The sequence below is a fragment of the Acidovorax sp. KPB24-07 genome, from assembly GCF_057543315.1.
In genome coordinates this window covers 1-16,727 of the sequence record NZ_BAAJYS010000066.1, presented here as the reverse complement: position 1 = coordinate 16,727, position 16,727 = coordinate 1, and the positions used below count along the sequence as shown (strand labels likewise).

At 68.7% G+C, this 16,727-nt stretch carries 14 protein-coding genes and 1 pseudogene; 8 read left to right on the top strand and 7 right to left on the bottom strand.

Translation table 11 applies throughout. The annotated features are described in order from the left end of the window. Positions 1-72: 72 nt before the first annotated feature. A complete protein-coding gene (locus AC27IQ_RS10040; RefSeq protein WP_487089375.1) occupies positions 73-1,413 on the bottom strand; it encodes a tetratricopeptide repeat protein in 1,341 nt (446 codons plus the stop codon). A 113-nt stretch (positions 1,414-1,526) separates the two neighbouring features. Here AC27IQ_RS10040 and AC27IQ_RS10035 point away from each other — a divergent pair, with 113 nt between their 5' ends. Then, entirely contained in the window at positions 1,527-2,360 is an 834-nt protein-coding gene (locus AC27IQ_RS10035; RefSeq protein WP_487089374.1) for an SGNH/GDSL hydrolase family protein, read from the top strand. 77 nt (positions 2,361-2,437) lie between these two features. Here AC27IQ_RS10035 and AC27IQ_RS10030 read toward each other — a convergent pair. Beyond that, positions 2,438-3,580 (bottom strand): annotated as a pseudogene (locus AC27IQ_RS10030) (OpgC domain-containing protein); the annotation flags it as partial. Positions 3,581-3,756: 176 nt separating this feature from the next. Here AC27IQ_RS10030 and AC27IQ_RS10025 point away from each other — a divergent pair. The 3 genes from AC27IQ_RS10025 to AC27IQ_RS10015 all read left to right on the top strand — a co-directional run bounded on the left by AC27IQ_RS10025 (position 3,757) and on the right by AC27IQ_RS10015 (position 11,344). Beyond that, positions 3,757-9,738: an alpha-2-macroglobulin family protein gene (locus AC27IQ_RS10025; protein ID WP_487089373.1), complete on the top strand. Its 5,982-nt coding sequence runs from the start codon at positions 3,757-3,759 to the stop codon at positions 9,736-9,738. A 30-nt stretch (positions 9,739-9,768) separates the two neighbouring features. Further along, entirely contained in the window at positions 9,769-10,116 is a 348-nt protein-coding gene (locus AC27IQ_RS10020; RefSeq protein WP_487089372.1) for an STY0301 family protein, read from the top strand. A gap of 265 nt (positions 10,117-10,381) precedes the next feature. Continuing rightward, positions 10,382-11,344 carry a TRAP transporter substrate-binding protein gene (locus AC27IQ_RS10015; RefSeq protein WP_487089371.1) on the top strand — a complete coding sequence of 321 codons (963 nt, stop codon included), beginning with the start codon at positions 10,382-10,384 and terminating at the stop codon, positions 11,342-11,344. 48 nt (positions 11,345-11,392) lie between these two features. On the opposite strand, the gene AC27IQ_RS10010 is transcribed toward AC27IQ_RS10015, so the two are convergent. Continuing rightward, a complete protein-coding gene (locus AC27IQ_RS10010; RefSeq protein ID WP_284429026.1) occupies positions 11,393-11,803 on the bottom strand; it encodes a hypothetical protein in 411 nt (136 codons plus the stop codon). 108 nt (positions 11,804-11,911) lie between these two features. Here AC27IQ_RS10010 and AC27IQ_RS10005 point away from each other — a divergent pair, with 108 nt between their 5' ends. Then, complete coding sequence (locus AC27IQ_RS10005; RefSeq protein WP_487089370.1) at positions 11,912-12,805, top strand: LysR substrate-binding domain-containing protein; 894 nt, start codon at positions 11,912-11,914, stop codon at positions 12,803-12,805. A gap of 28 nt (positions 12,806-12,833) precedes the next feature. On the opposite strand, the gene AC27IQ_RS10000 is transcribed toward AC27IQ_RS10005, so the two are convergent. Together AC27IQ_RS10000 and AC27IQ_RS09995 are read right to left on the bottom strand one after the other, a co-directional pair. Next, entirely contained in the window at positions 12,834-13,265 is a 432-nt protein-coding gene (locus tag AC27IQ_RS10000) for a TerB family tellurite resistance protein (protein WP_284394985.1), read from the bottom strand. Positions 13,266-13,323: 58 nt separating this feature from the next. Next, positions 13,324-13,500 (bottom strand): arylamine N-acetyltransferase family protein, encoded by a 177-nt coding sequence (locus tag AC27IQ_RS09995; RefSeq protein WP_284429024.1) that lies wholly within the window; start codon positions 13,498-13,500, stop codon positions 13,324-13,326. A gap of 230 nt (positions 13,501-13,730) precedes the next feature. Between AC27IQ_RS09995 and AC27IQ_RS09990 the strand changes: the two genes are divergently transcribed. Beyond that, positions 13,731-14,072, top strand: a complete 342-nt coding sequence (locus AC27IQ_RS09990; protein WP_487089369.1) for an HPF/RaiA family ribosome-associated protein — start codon at positions 13,731-13,733, stop codon at positions 14,070-14,072. Between the two features lie 172 nt (positions 14,073-14,244). Next, positions 14,245-14,733 carry a nuclear transport factor 2 family protein gene (locus AC27IQ_RS09985; protein ID WP_272564504.1) on the top strand — a complete coding sequence of 163 codons (489 nt, stop codon included), beginning with the start codon at positions 14,245-14,247 and terminating at the stop codon, positions 14,731-14,733. A gap of 69 nt (positions 14,734-14,802) precedes the next feature. Here the strand turns inward: AC27IQ_RS09985 and AC27IQ_RS09980 are convergent, their stop codons facing one another. After that, a complete protein-coding gene (locus AC27IQ_RS09980; protein ID WP_284429022.1) occupies positions 14,803-15,297 on the bottom strand; it encodes a T6SS effector amidase Tae4 family protein in 495 nt (164 codons plus the stop codon). Continuing rightward, complete coding sequence (locus AC27IQ_RS09975; protein ID WP_487089368.1) at positions 15,294-15,665, bottom strand: Rap1a/Tai family immunity protein; 372 nt, start codon at positions 15,663-15,665, stop codon at positions 15,294-15,296. The genes AC27IQ_RS09980 and AC27IQ_RS09975 overlap by 4 nt, the downstream gene beginning before the upstream one ends. Before the next feature lie 624 nt (positions 15,666-16,289). Here AC27IQ_RS09975 and AC27IQ_RS09970 point away from each other — a divergent pair. Further along, positions 16,290-16,727 (top strand): transglycosylase domain-containing protein (locus tag AC27IQ_RS09970; RefSeq protein ID WP_487089376.1); only part of this gene is annotated, 438 nt, incomplete at its 3' end.

The following is a 16,727-nucleotide window of genomic DNA, read 5'->3' as shown; positions in this document are numbered from 1 at the left end:
TCCAGCACAATCAGTACTAGGGCATATTGCTATTAATTTAGTAGCAAATCGATGGCGCCTGCCTGCGTCGCCTCAAGGCGTGGAGGGCGCTTGACCGCCTGCCGCTGCCGGCTGCGGCAAATGGGCGCGCAGCAGCCATTGCACCTCCGCCACCGAAGGGCTGTCCGCATGCCGCGCCTGCAGGGTGGCGAGCACCTTGAGGGCCATGTCGGGGCGGTTCATGCCCTGCAGCAGCACGCGGGCGACCAGTTCGTAGGCCTTGGGCACCAGCGCATGCCCCTTGAAGCGCCGGTCGAACCCGCCCAGCAGCGCGATGGCCTGCCTAGCATCGCCGCCGTTCCACGCCGTGTTGGCCAGGGCCAGGGTGTGGCCTGGGTCCGAAATCACGAACTGGGCGTCGCGCTCGCGGCAGGTGACGAACGCCTTGAGCGCCTCGGTCGTCTGGCCCGCGTTCAGCAGCAGCGGGATGAAGCGCTGGGCATGCAGCAGCAGGGTGTCGGTCTTGTCGGTCAGCGCCAACACGCGGTGGTAGCGGCGCTGGGCGGGCAATTCATCCCCATGCATGCGCTGGTCTTCGTAGGCCGTGCCCAGGGCGCTGGCTAGGTCGCCGTCGGTGATCTGCTGGGCCACCAGCGCGTCGGTCGCCTCCTGCGCGATCTGCCGGGGCGTGCGCCGGTCGGGCGGGGCATCGTCGTCCAGCCCGCCGCCGGGCAGCAGGTCGATGCCGAAGGCCTCGTGGTTCTGGTACATGGCGTAGCCCAGCAGGCTGCACATCACCCAGCCGAAGTAGATGAACAGCCAGTTGCCCAGTGGCAGCAGCAGCCAGCCCTTGAACAGCGGCATCAGCAGCGCCAGCGCGATGGCCGCGCCCTGGCTGAGCAAAAACAGGAAAAAGCACAGCAGTCCATAGGGCCAGCCGATGATGCGCACCACGCCCCAGGCGGCGGCGGGGTTCAGCGACGCGAACAGGCTGCCCGTCTGCACCAGCAGGATCATGGTGGCCGGCAGCAGGAAGCTCACGGCCAGCCAGGCGAGTTCCGCCAGGCCCGTGCTGACCCGCTGCAGCCACCCCACCACGATGCCCTGCACGAGCAGGATGCCGAACAGCTTCCAGGGCAGGGCGGTCCACTCGTCGTCCAGCCGGTCGGGGAAATCCTCGGCGCGCTGCAGGCCACGCGAGCCCATCGCCACCACCTTGAAGCCGTAGCGCGACGCGGCCAGCAGGATGCCGACCTCGATCAGCAGCACGGCCAGCACGTCCGGCAGGAAGAACAGCACGCCGTACAGCATGCTGCACACGGCCAGCACGGTGCTGTAGAACAGCGGCTTGCGCTGCAGGGGGAAAGCGAAGAACTGGTTGAGCCGGTGCCAGAACGGCACGGGGCCCGCTGGGGCCTGGGAAGCGGAAGGCATGTCGATGGAAACCCGGCGGCCGGTGTTGGTGTAAATTTGTAAAAATTGTATGCTTGCGGAACGCAGGCCAGCACAATCGCTCACACGCCGCTGCAGTCCTTTTTGGAGTCGCCATGCATTCTCTTCGGGCTTTCCCGACGCGTTCCCTTGTGACCCTGGCCCTGGCCTGTGCGGGATTCGCCGCGCAGGCGAACCCCGCCGACTCTACCGCGCCGTCGGCTGCCGCCACGTCGCCCTCGGCCTATGCGCGCTGGCAGTCCAGCATGGACGCCTTCGCCGCAGCCGACAAGGAACGGCTCCCGCAGGCCGGCGGCGTCCTCTTCGTCGGCAGCTCGACCATCCGTTTCTGGACCGACGTGGCGGAGGACTTCCGCCAGTTGCCCGTGGTGATCAACCGCGGCTTCGGCGGCTCCACCATGGCGGACTGCAACCATTTCGTGAAAAACCTGGTGCTCCAGTACCGCCCGCGCCATGTGATGGTCTATGCCGGCGACAACGATCTGGCCGAGGGCCGCACGCCCGAGCAGATCCTGGAGAGCTTCCGCTCCTTCGTGCAGACCGTGCGCGCCGAACTCCCCGACACCCGCATCAGCTACATCTCCATCAAGCCCAGCCCTTCGCGCGTGGCGCTGATGCCCCAGATGCAGCAGGCCAACGCCCTGCTGGCGCAGTACGTGCGCACCGTGCCCAACAGCGATTACATCGACGTCTTCTCGGCCATGCTCGATGCCTCCGGGCAGCCGCGGGCAGAACTTTTCGGCCCCGACCGCCTGCACATGAACGATGCCGGCTACGACCTGTGGCGCACGGTGATCGGCGCGTTCGTGGCGCCGGCCCCCGCGATGCAGGCGGGCGGCGCTTCGCCCACTACCGCCACGGCCGCCATGCCTGCCGCCACGGTGGCCACCGGCAACCCCGCACTGGTGCGGGTGAGCACCGGGCGCTGAGCCGCATTCAGGTCGTCCTGGCCGGCGGCACTGGCACCGCTGGCTGCCGCGGCTGAGGGCGCGCCGCCTGCATCGGGCGCGGGCTGCACCGGGCGACCATCGTCGTTGGGCGGCTTGTCCACCCACAGGCTCACGCGGGCCACGGCATAGAGGGTGGCAAAACAGGCGATCAGCAGGGCGATGTCCTGCGGCCAGGGCCGCTCGTAGTCCGCTCCCATGAACACCAGGGTGAGCAGCACCACCACCAGGTGGGCGCAGAACACCGGCAGCGAGGCCGCGCCCAGGGTTTCCAGCCAGTGCTGGCGCGGCAGCTTCGCGGCCAGCGCCGGCCCGAAGCGGATGGTCAGTGCCGTGAGGGCCATCAGATCGATCAGGCGCAGCGGGCCCAGGGCCCATTTGTCGAACAGCAGGTTGAGTTGCGGGTTGGCGTCTCCGAACGGCACCTGGCCGACCACATGCCGCCACACCATGCACACCACGGCGATGGCGCCGGCCACCCACAGCGACCAGCGCGGGAACTCGAACGGCGGCGCCTCAGGGTCGTTGCGGCTCGCGCCCATCCACAGGCCCAGCACCCACAGGAACTGCCAACTCCACATCACGAAGGCGCCGGTTTCGGTGAAGGGGATCGGCATGGGCAGCACCGCCGCGAAGCCGTCATAGAACCAGCGCGACAGCCCGAACTGGGCCAGCACCCACAGCAGCACGCTGCCGGCCATGATCGGCGCCCAGCCGCGGCGCAGCGCGAACGTCATCAGCCAGGGGCTGGCCAGCATGAACAGCACGTACAGCGGCAGGATGTCCAGCAGCGGCGGTTCGTACACCAGCAGCAGCCCGCCCACCAGGGCCTCCAGCGGGTGCAGCAGGTAGAAGGTCATCATGCCCTTGATGGCGGGCTCGTCCACACGGATGCCGATGAAGGCGATCACCGTGAACAGGAACAGCAGCGTGGCCGCCTGGCAGCCATAGATCTTGAGGGCGCGGCGCCAGAAGGCCTGGCGCATGTCCGCCACGGTCTTGCGCCAGGCGAGCCGGCCGTAGACCATGCCGGCCATGTACGCCGAGAGCAGCACGAAGCCCTCGGCCGCCGAGACGAAGCCAAACGGCTGCCCCAGCGGCTGCGTGAGCCGGGTGGGCAGGTGCGTGACGGTCATCAGGGCGAGCATCAGGCCCCGGACGGCATCGATTTCCCAGCGGCGGGTGGAGGAGGGGGGTGGCATGGGCGCGCCCGGGGTGGAATTGAAACCATTCTCACGGACGGAGTGGGCTGGGCGGTGTAGGCCATTTACAACTGCGTCACTGCGCTGGTGGTTCGCCGCCTGCCGATGGGCTACGCTGCCGGGTTCGAGCGGGTACTGGTCCGGTGGGTCGGCCCGTCGCCGTTTTTGCAAAAGCCATGACAACAACAACGCATTCCTTCCGCGCCCTGGCGCTGGCCGTGGCCCTCGGCGCGGCCGCGCAGGCCCACGCGCTGTCCATCATCAGCTTCTCGCCCCAGGGCGAGGTGTCCCGCGTCCGGCAGGCGGTGGCCAAGTTCGACGGCCCGGCGGTCAATTTCGGCGACCCCAAGGCCCCGGCCCCGCTCTCCGTGAGCTGCTCCGACGCCGAAGCCGGCCAGGGCACGGGCCGCTGGACCAGCGAGCGCGAATGGGTCTACGACTTCAAGGGCGACCTGCCGCCCGGCGTGCGCTGCACGGCCCAGGTGAAGTCGGGGTTCAAATCGGCCGCCGGCGCCGAGCTGTCGGGCACGAAGAGCTATGCATTCAATACCGGCGGCCCGTACGTCCAGAACATCCGCCCCGGCACCTACCAGCCCATCGACGAAGAGCAGTTCTTCATGCTGCAGTTGAACGGCCCGGCGACCCTGGCCAGCGTGCAGGCCAACGTCTGGTGCGTGGCCGATGGCGTGGGCGAGCGGGTTCCGGTGCGCCTGATCGAAGGCGCCCAGCGCGAGGGGCTGCTGGCCTCCCAGGGCCTGGACAAAACAGCCGCCAAGGAGCCGCTCAAATACGTCACCCTGGCCTGCAACCGGCGGTTGACCTCGGGCGGGCGGGTGCAACTCGTCTTCGGCAAGGGCGTGGCCACGCCGAGCGGCGTCGGCAACACCATCGAAAAGCGCTACGAGTACAAGGTGCGCGAGCCCTTCGCCGCCGATTTCCGCTGCGAGCGCGAGAACGCCCAGTCGGCCTGCCTGCCGATCCGCCCGATGTTCCTGTCGTTCAACGCACCCGTGCCGCGCAAGCTGGCCGAGGCGGTGCGCCTGCGCTCGGACAAGGAAACGCTCAAGCCCCGGATCGACGGTGAGGGCGATGGCGACACCGTGGTGAACGGCGTGCGCTTCGACCCGCCCTTCACGGCGCAGACGGCCTTCACGGTGCAATTGCCCAAGGACTTCAAGGACGCCTCGGGCCGCACGCTGCGCAATGCCGACAGCTTCCCGCTCAAGGTGGGAACGGGGGCCATGCCGCCCCTGGCCAAGTTCGCCGCCTCGCCATTCGGCGTGGTGGAGCGCTATGCGGAGGGCCCCAAGGAGCCCGCCTTGCTGCCCGTGACCTTGCGCAACGTCGAGGCCGCGCTCAAGGTCCAGGGCCTGGACGCCGGCAAGCCCGCCGATGGCGCGGCGCCCGCCAAGGTGAGCACCCTGCAGCCCGGCAGCGACGCCGACATCATTGCCTGGTACCGCAAGGTGCGCCGCTACGACGGCTACTTAGTGAGCCGCAAGAGCGCCCGCCGCGACGTGAAGGGCGCGCTGCCCGCTGCGCTGGAGAGCGACAGCAGCGAGTACGTGCAGTCGCGCATGGTCTCGCTGCTGTCCGGCCAGGGCGGCGTGAAGACGCTGGACCTGCCCAAGCCGGTCAACAACGACCCGCGGCCCTTCGAGGTGGTGGGCATTCCGCTGCCCACGGGCTTCCATGTGGTGGAGATCGCCTCGCCGCTGCTCGGCAAGTCGCTGCTGGACGAACGCCACGGCGAAGGCCGCACCATGTATGTGCGCACCTCGGCGCTGGTGACCAATCTGGGGGTTCATTTCAAGCTCGGCCGCGAGAATTCGGCCGCCTGGGTGACCACGCTGGACAAGGGCCAGGTGGTGGCGGGCGCCAAGGTGCGCGTGTCCGACTGCAACGGCCGCGAACTGGCCACGGGCACCACCAATGCGCAGGGCGTGGCGCTGTTCGACGGCCTCTCGCCCGAGCCGCCGTCGTGCCAGGGTGACGATGGCGGCGAGCAGGCCTACTTCGTGAGTGCGCGCGCTCCGGGCGCCGATGGCGCGCAGGACATGGCCTTCACCTGGAGCGACTGGCAGCGCGGCATCGAGCCCTGGCGCTTCAACCTGCCCACCAGCATGGAGCCCCGCCCCGACGAGCGGGCCCACACCGTGTTCGACCGCACGCTGCTGCGCGCCGGCGAAACCGTGTCGATGAAGCACCTGTTGCGCACCGAGAACCGCAAGGGTTTCGGCCTGCCGGACGAGCAGCCCGACACCCTGGTCATCACCCACGTGGGCAGCGGCCAGCAATACACGCAGGACCTCACCTGGCGCAAGACCGCCACGGGTGGCCTGAGCGCCGAGAACACCTTCGCCGTGCCCCCTGCCGCCAAGCTCGGCGTGTACCAGGTGCAGCTGCAGGGTGGCTCGCACAGCCGCAACAGCTTCGAATCGGGCCAGTTCCGGGTCGAGGAGTTCCGCCTGCCCGTGCTGGAAGGCCGCATCACGCCCACCGACAAGAAGCCCCTGGTGCGCGTGCGCTCGGTGCCCACCGACGTGCAGGTGAACTACGTGGCCGGTGGCGGCGCCGCCAACCTGCCCGTGCGCGTGTCGGCGCTGGTGCGCGGCAAATCCGCCCAGTGGAGCGATTTCGACGCCTTCAGCTTCATGCCCCCCAACCAGCGCGGCGCGCAGTCGCAAAGCCACAGCGACGACGAAGAGGCGGCCGCCGGCCAGGACGCCCGCGTCATCGCCGACAAGCTCGCGCTGACGCTGGACAAGAACGGGGCCGGCAAGCTGTCCATCGACAACGTGCCCCTGGCGCGCCGGCCACAGGAGCTGGTGCTGGAGGCCACCTACGCCGACCCGAGCGGCGAGGTGCAGACGCTGCGCAGCACGCAGACCCTGTGGCCTGCCGCCGTGGTGGCCGGCATCAAGACCGAAGGCTGGGTCTCCGCCGCGCAGAAGATCCGCTTCCAGGCGCTCGCGCTGGGGCTGGACGGCAAGGTGCAGGAGGGCGTTCCGCTGCAGGTGCAGGCCATCGCCCGCATCACCACCACCAGCCGCAAGCGCATGGTGGGCGGCTTCTACAGCTACGACAACAAGACCGAAACCAAAGACCTGGGCACCGTCTGCACGGGCAAGAGCGATTCGCGCGGCCTGCTGCTGTGCGAGACCAAGCTCGAAGAAGCCGGCGAAGTGGAGCTGGTGGCCACCGCGCGCGACAAGGACGGCAACACGTCCGAGGCAGCCTCGTCCGTCTGGGTCACGCGCCAGGGCGAGATCTGGTTCGGCGGCGAAGACCACGACCGCATCGACCTGCTGCCCGAAAAGAAAACCTACCAGCCCGGCGAGACCGCCAAGCTGCAGGTGCGCATGCCGTTTCGCCAGGCCACGGCGCTGGTGAGCGTGGAGCGCGAAGGCATCATCGACACGCGCGTGGTGCAGCTCAACGGCCAGGACCCGACCGTGCAGGTCAAGATCGAGGAGGGCTGGGGCCCCAACGTCTATGTGAGCGTGCTGGCCCTGCGCGGCCGCCTGCGCGAGGTGCCGTGGTACAGCTTTTTCACCTGGGGCTTCAAGGCGCCGACCGAGTGGTGGAGCGCCTTCTGGTACGAGGGCAAGGAATACGTCGCGCCCACCGCCATGGTCGATCTGTCCAAGCCCGCCTACCGCCTGGGCGTGGCCGAGATCCGCGTGGGCACGCAGGCCCACCAGATCCAGGTGAAGGTGGTGGCCGACAAGGAAAGCTACCCCGTGCGCGGCAAGGCGCAGGTCACCATCACCGCCACGCTGCCCGGTGGCAAGCCTGCGGCCGGCGCCGAGGTGGCCCTGGCCGCCGTGGACCAGGCGCTGCTGGAGCTGATGCCCAACACCAGCTGGAACCTGCTCGATGCCATGCTGCAGCGCCGCTCCTGGGGCGTTCAGACCTCCACCGCGCAGATGGAAATCATCGGCCGGCGCCATTACGGCCGCAAGGCCGTGCCAGCGGGCGGCGGGGGCGGCCACAGCCAGGCGCGCGAGTTGCTCGACACGCTGCTGCTGTGGCAGCCCGCGATCCAGCTCGATGCCAACGGCCAGGCCAAGGTGACCGTGCCGCTCAACGATGCACTCACCACGTTCAAGATCGTGGCCGTCGCCGATGCCGGCACGGGCCTGTTCGGCACCGGCGCGACCCAGATCCGCGCCACGCAGGACCTGCAGATCATCAGCGGCCTGCCGCCGCTGGTGCGCGAGGACGATCAGTTCCGCGCCCAGATCACCCTGCGCAACACGACCCAGGCCGCGATGAAGGTGGAGGTGGCCGCCCGCGCCACCCTGCTGCAGCTGGACAAGCAGAGCGTGGACATCCCGCCCGGCGAATCCCGCGAGGTGGCCTGGACCGTGACCGCCCCCGCGCAGCTGGCGCAGACGCGCACCGAGGCGATCCTGTGGGAGATCGAAGCCCGTGACACCGCGGGCGCCAACGGCGCGCGCGACGCGCTCAAGGCCACCCAGCGCATCATCCCCGCGGTGCCGCTCACGGTGCAGCAGGCCACGCTGGTGCAGGTGGATGGCAGCTTCAACCTGGACGTGAACCCGCCGGCCGATGCGCTGCCGGGCCGCGGCGGGCTGAAGATGTCGCTGCAGCCCAAGCTGGCCGAAGGCCTGCCCGGCGTGCGCGACTGGTTCGCCAACTACCCCTTCGCTTGCCTGGAGCAAAAGACCAGCAAGGCCGTGGGCCTGCGCGACGGCACCCTCTGGCAGACCGTGGTGGCGCAATTGCCCACCTACCTGGACGCCGATGGCCTGGCCAACTACTTCCCGCCCCAGGCCGGCAGCGCCAACCGGGGCAGCGACACGCTCACGGCCTACCTGCTGTCGGCGGCGCACGAAGCCGCCAGCCTGCACCCCGAGTTCGCCCTGCCGGACGAGGCCCGTGCCGCCATGGAGCGCGGTCTGACCGCGTTCGTGGAAGGGCGCATCCAGCGCGACTTCTGGAGCCCGCGCAAGGACCTGGACATGCGCAAGATCGCGGCCATCGAGGCGCTGTCGCGCTACGGCAAGGCCTCCGGCCGCATGCTGGGCAGCGTCACCATCGCGCCCAACCAGTGGCCCACGCACACGGTGATCGACTGGCTGAACATCCTCAAGCGCGTGAACGACGTGCCCCAGCGGGACCAGCGGCTGGCCGAGGCCACGCAGGTGCTGAAGGCCCGCCTGAGCTACCAGGGCACCAAAGTCATCTTCAGCACCGAGCGCGACGACTACTGGTGGTGGCTGATGCAGAACGGTGACGTCAACACCGCCCGCCTCATGCTCGCGGTGATGGACGACCCGGCCTGGAAGGACGACATGGGTCGCCTGGCCAACGGCTTCATCAGCCGCCAGCAGAACGGCGCATGGCACACCACCACCGCCAACCTGTGGGGCGGACTGGCGCTGGAGAAATTCAGCGCCAAGTTCGAGGCCACGCCCGTCGCGGGCCTCACCCGCGCGGCCCTGGGCAGTGGCAACGCCAGCGTGGACTGGGCGAAGGTCGAGCGCGTGAAGGCGAGCGACGCCACGGGCGCTGCGCACCAGACCACCTGGTTCGGCGCACCCGCATCGCCCGGCAACTTCAAGAACAACAGCATGTTCCTGCCCTGGTCGCCCACGGGCGGCAAGGAGAACCTGGCGGTCACCCACCAGGGCACCGGAAAGCCATGGCTCACGCTGCAGTCGGTCGCGGCCATCCAGCTCAAGGCGCCGTTCGCGGCCGGCTACGCCATCAAGAAGACCATCACCCCGGTCGAGCAGGCCGTGCCCGGCAAGTACACGCGCGGCGACGTGCTGCGCGTGACGCTGGAGGTGAACGCCAGCGCCGACATGACCTGGGTGGCCCTGACCGACCCGATCCCGGGCGGCGCCACCATCCTGGGCAGCGGCCTGGGGCGCGATTCCGAGATCGCCACGCAGGGCGAGAAGCGCTCGGGCAGCGCCTGGGCGGCCTTCGAGGAGCGCAGCTTCGAGGCCTACCGCAGCTACTACGAGTACCTGCCCAAGGGCACCATCAAGGCGGAATACACCGTGCGGCTGAACAACGTGGGCGACTTCGCACTGCCCCCGAGCCGCGTGGAAGCCATGTACGCGCCCGAGATGTTCGGCGAGACGCCCAACGCCCGGGTGAAGGTGGAAGCCGCCGCCCGCTGAGCGGGCTGTGCGCGCTGCACACGCTTGCCCATGCCATGGGCCCGGCCGATCCTGGGTGTGCTGCTGTTCGCCGCAGCCAACGGCGGCATGCCGACCTCGCAGGCCGCCGGGGTCTGCCCCGCGCAACCCGGCCAGCCCTTGCGGCAGGTCGATGTGTTCGACGGCCCGGTCGAAGACCTGGCAACCCTGGTGCCCGACGTCGCGAAGGAGCGCGCGGGGCACTGGCAGCTCGGGTACGTGTATGCGGCGGGGCGCACCGTCAACGTGCGCTGCCATTACGCCGATGCGCGCACGGTGGATGTTGAATTGACCCAGAAAGTGGAACGCTGCGACTACCGCATCGACGCCCGCAAGACGCTCGATCTGCGCTGCAAGTAAGCCGTTCGAGAAGCCGGCGCGGCAACGTTAAGCGCCTGGGCTATCACATCCCGCTCCCCTCGCCAACTGCCCCTTTCGAGCGGTTGTGGTTTGCCCGTCGCACCTCTCGTGCGAAGCGCTTGCTACGGCTGAGCCCCCCTCGGAGAATGCGCAGGCCATGCTGGCGCGCCCCTCAGCGAAATGCGCTGCCAGGGCACGATGCCGTGCTGGCGGACAGGCATGTTTCGAACACTTGGGGGACACGATGCGCAAGATGAATTTTCCGATGCTTGCATCGGCGGCGGTGATGGCCATGGCGGCGTCGGTACCCGCGGGGGCCCAGACGCCGCTGCGGGCCTGGAACACCCACCCCGACGGCTACCCGGTCACCGAGGCGATGAAAAGCTTCATCAGCGAGGTGGAAGCCTCCACCCAGGGCCGCTACACCATCAAGCTGTTTTCCGATGCGGTGCTGGGCGATCAGGGCAAGGCGGTCACGATGATGAAGGCCGGCGAGATCGACCTGGCCGAATTCAACCTGGGCCCGCTGGCCGAGGCCGCGCCGGGCCTGCAGGCGTTCAACCTGCCCTTCCTGTTCGGCGATGCCGCCCACATGTTCCGCTACCTCGACGGCGCCATGGGCGAGCGCCTGTCCGAGAAGCTGAAGGCCTCCGGCTTCGTGGTCCTGGGCTGGTACAACGGCGGCGCGCGCTCGTTCTACTGCGCCAACAAGCCGATCACCCGGCGCGAAGACCTGGCTGGCCAGCGGGTGCGCGTGCAGCAGTCGGAAACCTCCATCGAGATGGTGAAGCTGCTCGGCGCCACCCCCGTGGTCGTCCCCTACAAGGAAGTGCTCGACAGCTTTCGCAACGGCACCATCGATTGCGCCGAGGGCAACCTGGTCTCCTACGAATCGACCGGCCACTACAAGCTGGCCAAATACATGCTGCTGGACCAGCACACCATCTCGCCCGAGGCCCTGGTGGTGTCCACCAAGCTCTGGAACCGGCTGAGCGCGCAGGACCAGCAGACCTTCCAGAAAGCGGGCAAGGCCTCCGCCGTGCTGATGCGCAACCTGTGGGAAAAGCGGGTGGTCTCGGCCCGTGCGAATGTGGCCAGGGAAGGCGTGCAGTTCGTGACTGTGTCCGACTTCTCTCCCTATGTGCGCCGCATGGCGCCGCTGTACAAGAAGTACACCGACAACCCCGACGTCCGGGGCGATCTGCTCACCATCATCTCCAACCAGTGAGCACCGCCCGGCCCCGGCGCAGGGCGCCCGGGGCCGGGCTCGGGCCTGTTACTGGACGACCGTGGCGCGCGGCGTGCCGTGCACGGTCCGCCGGCCCTTGAGCAGCGCGATCAGGACGTGCACCCCGAAGGCCACCGCCAGCAAGATCAAGGCGCCCAGGCCCCACAAGGCCCAGGCCAGCACGGTCACGGCGCCGGCCAAGGCGGGCACGGTGTCCAGCGCCGCCTGAACCATCGGGCCGGCGGAGGCGATCATGGCCGCCAACTCCCGGGCCAGCTCGGGCGGTATCCAGCCCCTGATCCACTCCGGCAGCACCACGGCATTCATGGCAGACGTGCCCCCGGCCAGCGCGCCTGCGCTGGACACCGCCCAGACCGCCATGGCATGCATGCCCCAGCAGGCCAGCGACCAGAGAGCGAGAAGCGATAGAGAGAGAAACCAGCTGATGGCATAAAACATGGAGGTTGTCCTTTCGAATGGGCGAGCGCCCAGTATGGCCATGGCGGCATTCGATGGACACCAGCTTTTATCGAACATAGCATTCGGTTTTTTCGATCCGGGGGCCGCATGTTGAACTACCGCCATCTCTACTATTTCTGGATGGTCGCCAAGGAAGGCGGCTTCGCCCGCGCCGCGGACCGCCTGGAGATGGCGGTGCAGACCATCAGCGCGCAGGTGCGGGATCTGGAAAAGGACCTGGGCCACCAGTTGCTCAAGCCCTCGGGCCGAGGCATGGTGCTGACCGAGGCGGGCCAGGCGGCCTATGCGCGGGCGGAAGAGATCTTCCAGTTGGGGCAGGGCATTCCCGACGAGGTGCGGGAGGCGGCCAGCGCCAAGGTCGCCCGGCTGTCGGTGGGGTTGTCGGACGGCATTTCCAAGCTGGCGGCGCATGCCCTGCTGGAGCCGGTGCTCGCCACGCCCCACCTTCGCCTGGTGTGCCACGAGGGCGAGTTCGACGAGCTGCTGTCCGAGCTGGCCCTGCACCAGCTGGACGTGGTGCTGGCCGGGCAGGCCGCGCCGCGCAATCCCACCCAGCGCCTGACCAGCGAGCGGATCGCGCGGTCCACGCTGCAGTGGTATGGGCCGGCCTCGCTGGTCAGGAAACACGCGCGCGACCGGTTCCCCCAGTCGCTGCAGGACCTTCCCGTGCTGTTGCCCACGTCCCATTCGCCGTTGCGGTCCACGCTGGACCATTGGTTCGAGGAAATTGGCGTGCGGCCCCAGGTGGTGGGTGAGTTCGAAGACAGCGCGCTGCTCGCGGTCTTCGCGGCCCGCGGGCTCGGGGTGTTCCCCGTGAGCCAGCTGGGCGCGCAGGACGTGGGGCTGGTGCGGGGCCTGCGCCTGCTGGGCGATTGCCCCGACATCGGCGAGGAGGTGCACGCCATCTGGTCGCGGCGCGGGCAGCACCATCCGCTGGTGCGCCAGATGGTCGCGGCGGCCCACGCGGTGGCCGCGGCCTAGCCTTCGACGGGCCCGTGCGCTGACCTGTTCAAAGGCCGGCTGCGACCGGCGCGGCCTTGGGCGCATCGGATGCCTCGCCCATGCGCCAGTGCTTGAGCGCGGCTTCCATGATCCAGGCCTCGGCGGCCGCTAGGTGGTGGTCCGCGGTCGCCGCCGTGCAGGCGAAGTGCAGCACGCGCTGCTGCAGTTCGGGTTCGGTCACCTCGGCCATCAGGGCGGCCAGGGCGGCTTCGTCGAGGTTGCCGGTCAGCAGGCGGCGCTCGCGCGCCCCCATCAAGAGGTCTTCGCACAGCGCGTGCAGCACCTGGGCGAAGTCGCCGGGCGCCAGTCCGAGTTCGCGTTCGATGTCCAGCCGCTGCAGGGCGTCCGTTTCCGATCGGCTGACGTGGCCGTCCGAGATCAGCAGCAGGCCGACGATCCGGGCCGCTGCTTCGGGGCTGTTGGTGGGGTAGCTGCGCATGGGGGTGTTCCTTTGTGAAGTGTTGTGGGGGCGAGCGGTGTTGGGCGAGCAGGCCGCGTCAATCGCGGTAGCGGCGGTGGCGCGTCGGCTGCGCAGGGTGTGCGGCGTCGATCCGCACGGGAACGCGCACCGGTGCACGCAACGCGCCGCTGCCGTGCGACACCTGCTGCAGCCAAAGCAGGGCCCGGGCGCGCAGGGAGGAGAGCAGGTGGGAGACAAGAGGCAATGGCTTCATGGGGCGATTCATCGGGGTTTCCTGTGGTGGTAACAGCCTTGAATGTGCGGCCGGGTGGCCAATGGAAGAAGCAGGTTTTCTGAGATGGCTGCATCGGTTTACCCGAAACCTTGAGACTGACGGGCTGGCTGCAAGGCAGCAGGTTTTTCAGAGGGTGTTGGCAGGGGAAAACTGCTGTGTCCCTGCAGGCGCGCGGGCTAAGGTGACTGCTCCAACGAAGGAGAACGCTGATGCAGATTTTTTTCCAGTCCCGCCATCCCGAAGCGACCGCGATGCGCGATACCGTCGATCGCCGCGTGCGCTTCGTGCTCCGGCGCCTGAGTGCGCAGGTGCCGCGTGCCGATATTCAGCTGGCCGACGTGAACGGCCCCCGGGGCGGGGTGGACAAGCGCTGCCGGATCGAGCTGCGCACCGACGGCGCGGGCCCCGTGGTGGTCTCGTCGGTGGCCAGGGACTGGCGCACCGCGCTTGACGAAGCCCTGGCCCGCGCGGCCCGGCATGTGCTGCGCGTGTGGCGCCGCGCGAACGCGGCCCGCAGGCCGAGCCGGCGCGCGCCTGAGATCGGCCCATGACGGCCTGCCGGAGAGCCTTGGGGCTATACCCCACCGCGTGCCGTTCGGCTCGGGCGCTGAGCAAATTTGAGGATTGAAACATTGCCTCACCACAAAGATCGACAAGCCTGCGCCGCCGGCGCGGCCGACAGATATAAATCCGCCGTGTCCATCGATTCTGAAAGGGAGTTTCATGAAGCAACTATTGGCCCGCTGCGTTCTCGCGGCGGCGATCGTCCTGCCGGTGGCGGCCCACGCCCAGGTGCCGGTGGTGGAGCAGCCGGACCATGAGCAACTGCTCATGAGCCACGACTGGCGGCTGGCGTGGAACAAGCGGCTGGTCTACAACTTCTGGCGCGAGGTGTTCGAGGCGGGCCACATGGACCTGGCGCCCAAGTACATGGCCGAAGACTACATCCAGCACAACCCCACGGTGGCCACGGGCCGCGCGGCCTTCATCGCCTTTTTCTCGCAGTTCGTGCCGCCCACGCCCATCGAGCCGCGCGTGAAGGCGCCTTTGGTGGCGATCACGGCCGAAGGCGACAAGGTCATTTTGAGCTTCGTGCGCGAAATGACGGACCCGCAGGACCCGACCAAGAAATACACGACGACCTGGTTCGACATGTTCCGCATCGAGAACGGCAAGATCGCCGAGCACTGGGACGCGGCCACCAAGAACTGACGACGCGGTCGCCACGACGGACCCCGGGCGCGGCGCGCGGCCACGCAAAGTGGCCCGCGCTGCGGCCCGTCAGTCCAGCGGCCAGAACCAGATTTCCTTGGAATCGAAATAGCAGGCCGAGCTGCAGACGGCCGCCGCGTTGGTGGACTCCACCAGATCGATGTGGCCGCCGTTGTAGCTGGCCATCTTCCAGAAGAAGATCACGCCGCGCTTTCCCTGGATCTTTGCCTGCACGTTGTCGGGCGTGAGGATCTGCGGGTAGCCCAATACGCCGCGCTGCATGAGCTGGTCGGCCAGCAATTTGGCGCCCGGCTCCACGAACCGGCCTTTGAGTGGGCCCTCCTTGATCTTCAGGCGCCCGGTGATGCCGGTGCCCGACTTCAGCAGCGCCAGGCTCATGCGGACCGCGCAGGTATTTTCGTAGCCGGCGTTCTGCCGCTTCAGCTGGCCCATGTCGTATCCGATCTCGCGGTACACGCTGTCGCCGTCCATGAACCGGGCCGGCTGCATGCGGTCGGAGGAATAGTGGTGGGACTTGAGGTTCTCGAAGATGGGCTTGGTCAACGCGGGCTCCGGCAGGGGAATTGCTTGGACAGGATGGCGACCAGGGTTTTGGAGGCGCGTTGCTGCAGGGCCGGGCCTTCGACCTTCTTCAGCTCGGTGAACAGGCGCTCGTCGATGGTGATGGTCTTGAGCGTGGGGTAGCCGCACCACGCATGCCCCTCGGTGGCGTCGAGCACGCCCGTGAGGTAGAGCTCGGCCTGCTGCCGCACCTGCGGAGTCTGGCTGACGTAGGCCTGCCGGAAATCGTCCGTCGTGATCTGCGTGTTGTTGATCATCGCGTTCTGCGTGGTGGGCAGCGGGGCCGACAGGCGCGGCGGCATGGCTTGGGCGAACGCGGTGCTGCCGGCCAGGCCGGCGGCGGTTGCCATGGCAGCGGCCAGGAAGCGGGGTGCGGTAAAGCAAGGCAAAGCAGTGGCCTTTCAAAGGGGTGGTGCGCAGGTGCGGGGCGTGTGCCGCACGGTTCAGAAGGGCGCATGGAGGGCCCGCCAGCGCAGCGCGGGCTGCGGCCCGGAGCACGGCGAACATGAAAGCGGGAGGTCCCCTGGGGCATGGCACCAAGGCCCGCCGGAGAGGACCCGCCAGCTGGCTCCGTGACCAATGCCGGAGCGAAGTGGCGTTGCGCCAAAGGTTACACGAGGGTGCGGCGCAGTGCGCGAAAGTCCCCAGGGTCCGTTCGGGTCCTGCGCGGCGCGCGGCGGCTTCTGCGCGAGAATCGGAAGGGCCCGCCCTGCGTCTGCGATCCGGGGTGTGGCCATCGCCCGGTGCAACGCCGGGTGGGACGGCGTCACGGGAGGAGGCGACAATCCCCGGTCGCCGCCGGCCTGCGGGCTGGCCTCCGCTCTCTTTTTCTCCGACCCATCCTCCTTCTTCCCATGCCCATGGACTTTCTCGCGGTAGTGCGCAGCATCGCCACCTGGCGTCGCAATGGGCGGGGCCGCCGCGAGGCCTCCACCGGTATCGGCACCGCCACCGTCCGCCATGGCGCAGTGGCCGTGGGGCGGGTGCTGCTCGCGCTGGGTCTGGCCGGCATCGCCGCCCCGGCCGCCTGGGCCTTGCCCACCTTCAACGAGGTGCGTGCGGACTATCGCCCCTCCGACACGCTGGTGCTCTCGCGCGAGGGCGAGGTGCTGCAGCGCCTGCGCACCGATGCCACCGTGCGGCGCGGCCAATGGGTGCCGCTGGCCGAGGTGTCGCCCGCGCTGCGCACGGCGCTGCTGCTCAGCGAGGACAAGCGCTTTTACGAGCACAGCGGCGTGGACTGGCACGCGGTGTCGGCCGCCGCCTGGGGCAACCTGTGGAACCAGCGCACGCGCGGCGCCAGCACGCTGACCATGCAATTGGCCGGCCTGCTCGACGGCGACTGGCGCCAGGGCGCGGGCGGGCGCAGCGTGGTGCAAAAGCTGGGGCAGACCGTGGCCGCCCAGGTGCTG

Bases quoted from the DNA above. Each gene is read 5' to 3' on its own strand.
- AC27IQ_RS10020 (WP_487089372.1), top strand. From the start codon at position 9,769: ATGCCATGGGCCCGGCCGATCCTGGGTGTGCTGCTGTTCGCCGCAGCC.
- AC27IQ_RS10040 (WP_487089375.1), bottom strand. From the start codon at position 1,413: ATGCCTTCCGCTTCCCAGGCCCCAGCGGGCCCCGTGCCGTTCTGGCAC.
- AC27IQ_RS09975 (WP_487089368.1), bottom strand. From the start codon at position 15,665: ATGGCAACCGCCGCCGGCCTGGCCGGCAGCACCGCGTTCGCCCAAGCC.
- AC27IQ_RS10000 (WP_284394985.1), bottom strand. From the start codon at position 13,265: ATGCGCAGCTACCCCACCAACAGCCCCGAAGCAGCGGCCCGGATCGTC.
- AC27IQ_RS10010 (WP_284429026.1), bottom strand. From the start codon at position 11,803: ATGTTTTATGCCATCAGCTGGTTTCTCTCTCTATCGCTTCTCGCTCTC.
- AC27IQ_RS09990 (WP_487089369.1), top strand. From the start codon at position 13,731: ATGCAGATTTTTTTCCAGTCCCGCCATCCCGAAGCGACCGCGATGCGC.
- AC27IQ_RS09995 (WP_284429024.1), bottom strand. From the start codon at position 13,500: ATGAAGCCATTGCCTCTTGTCTCCCACCTGCTCTCCTCCCTGCGCGCC.
- AC27IQ_RS10005 (WP_487089370.1), top strand. From the start codon at position 11,912: ATGTTGAACTACCGCCATCTCTACTATTTCTGGATGGTCGCCAAGGAA.
- AC27IQ_RS10015 (WP_487089371.1), top strand. From the start codon at position 10,382: ATGCTTGCATCGGCGGCGGTGATGGCCATGGCGGCGTCGGTACCCGCG.
- AC27IQ_RS10035 (WP_487089374.1), top strand. From the start codon at position 1,527: ATGCATTCTCTTCGGGCTTTCCCGACGCGTTCCCTTGTGACCCTGGCC.
- AC27IQ_RS09985 (WP_272564504.1), top strand. From the start codon at position 14,245: ATGAAGCAACTATTGGCCCGCTGCGTTCTCGCGGCGGCGATCGTCCTG.
- AC27IQ_RS10025 (WP_487089373.1), top strand. From the start codon at position 3,757: ATGACAACAACAACGCATTCCTTCCGCGCCCTGGCGCTGGCCGTGGCC.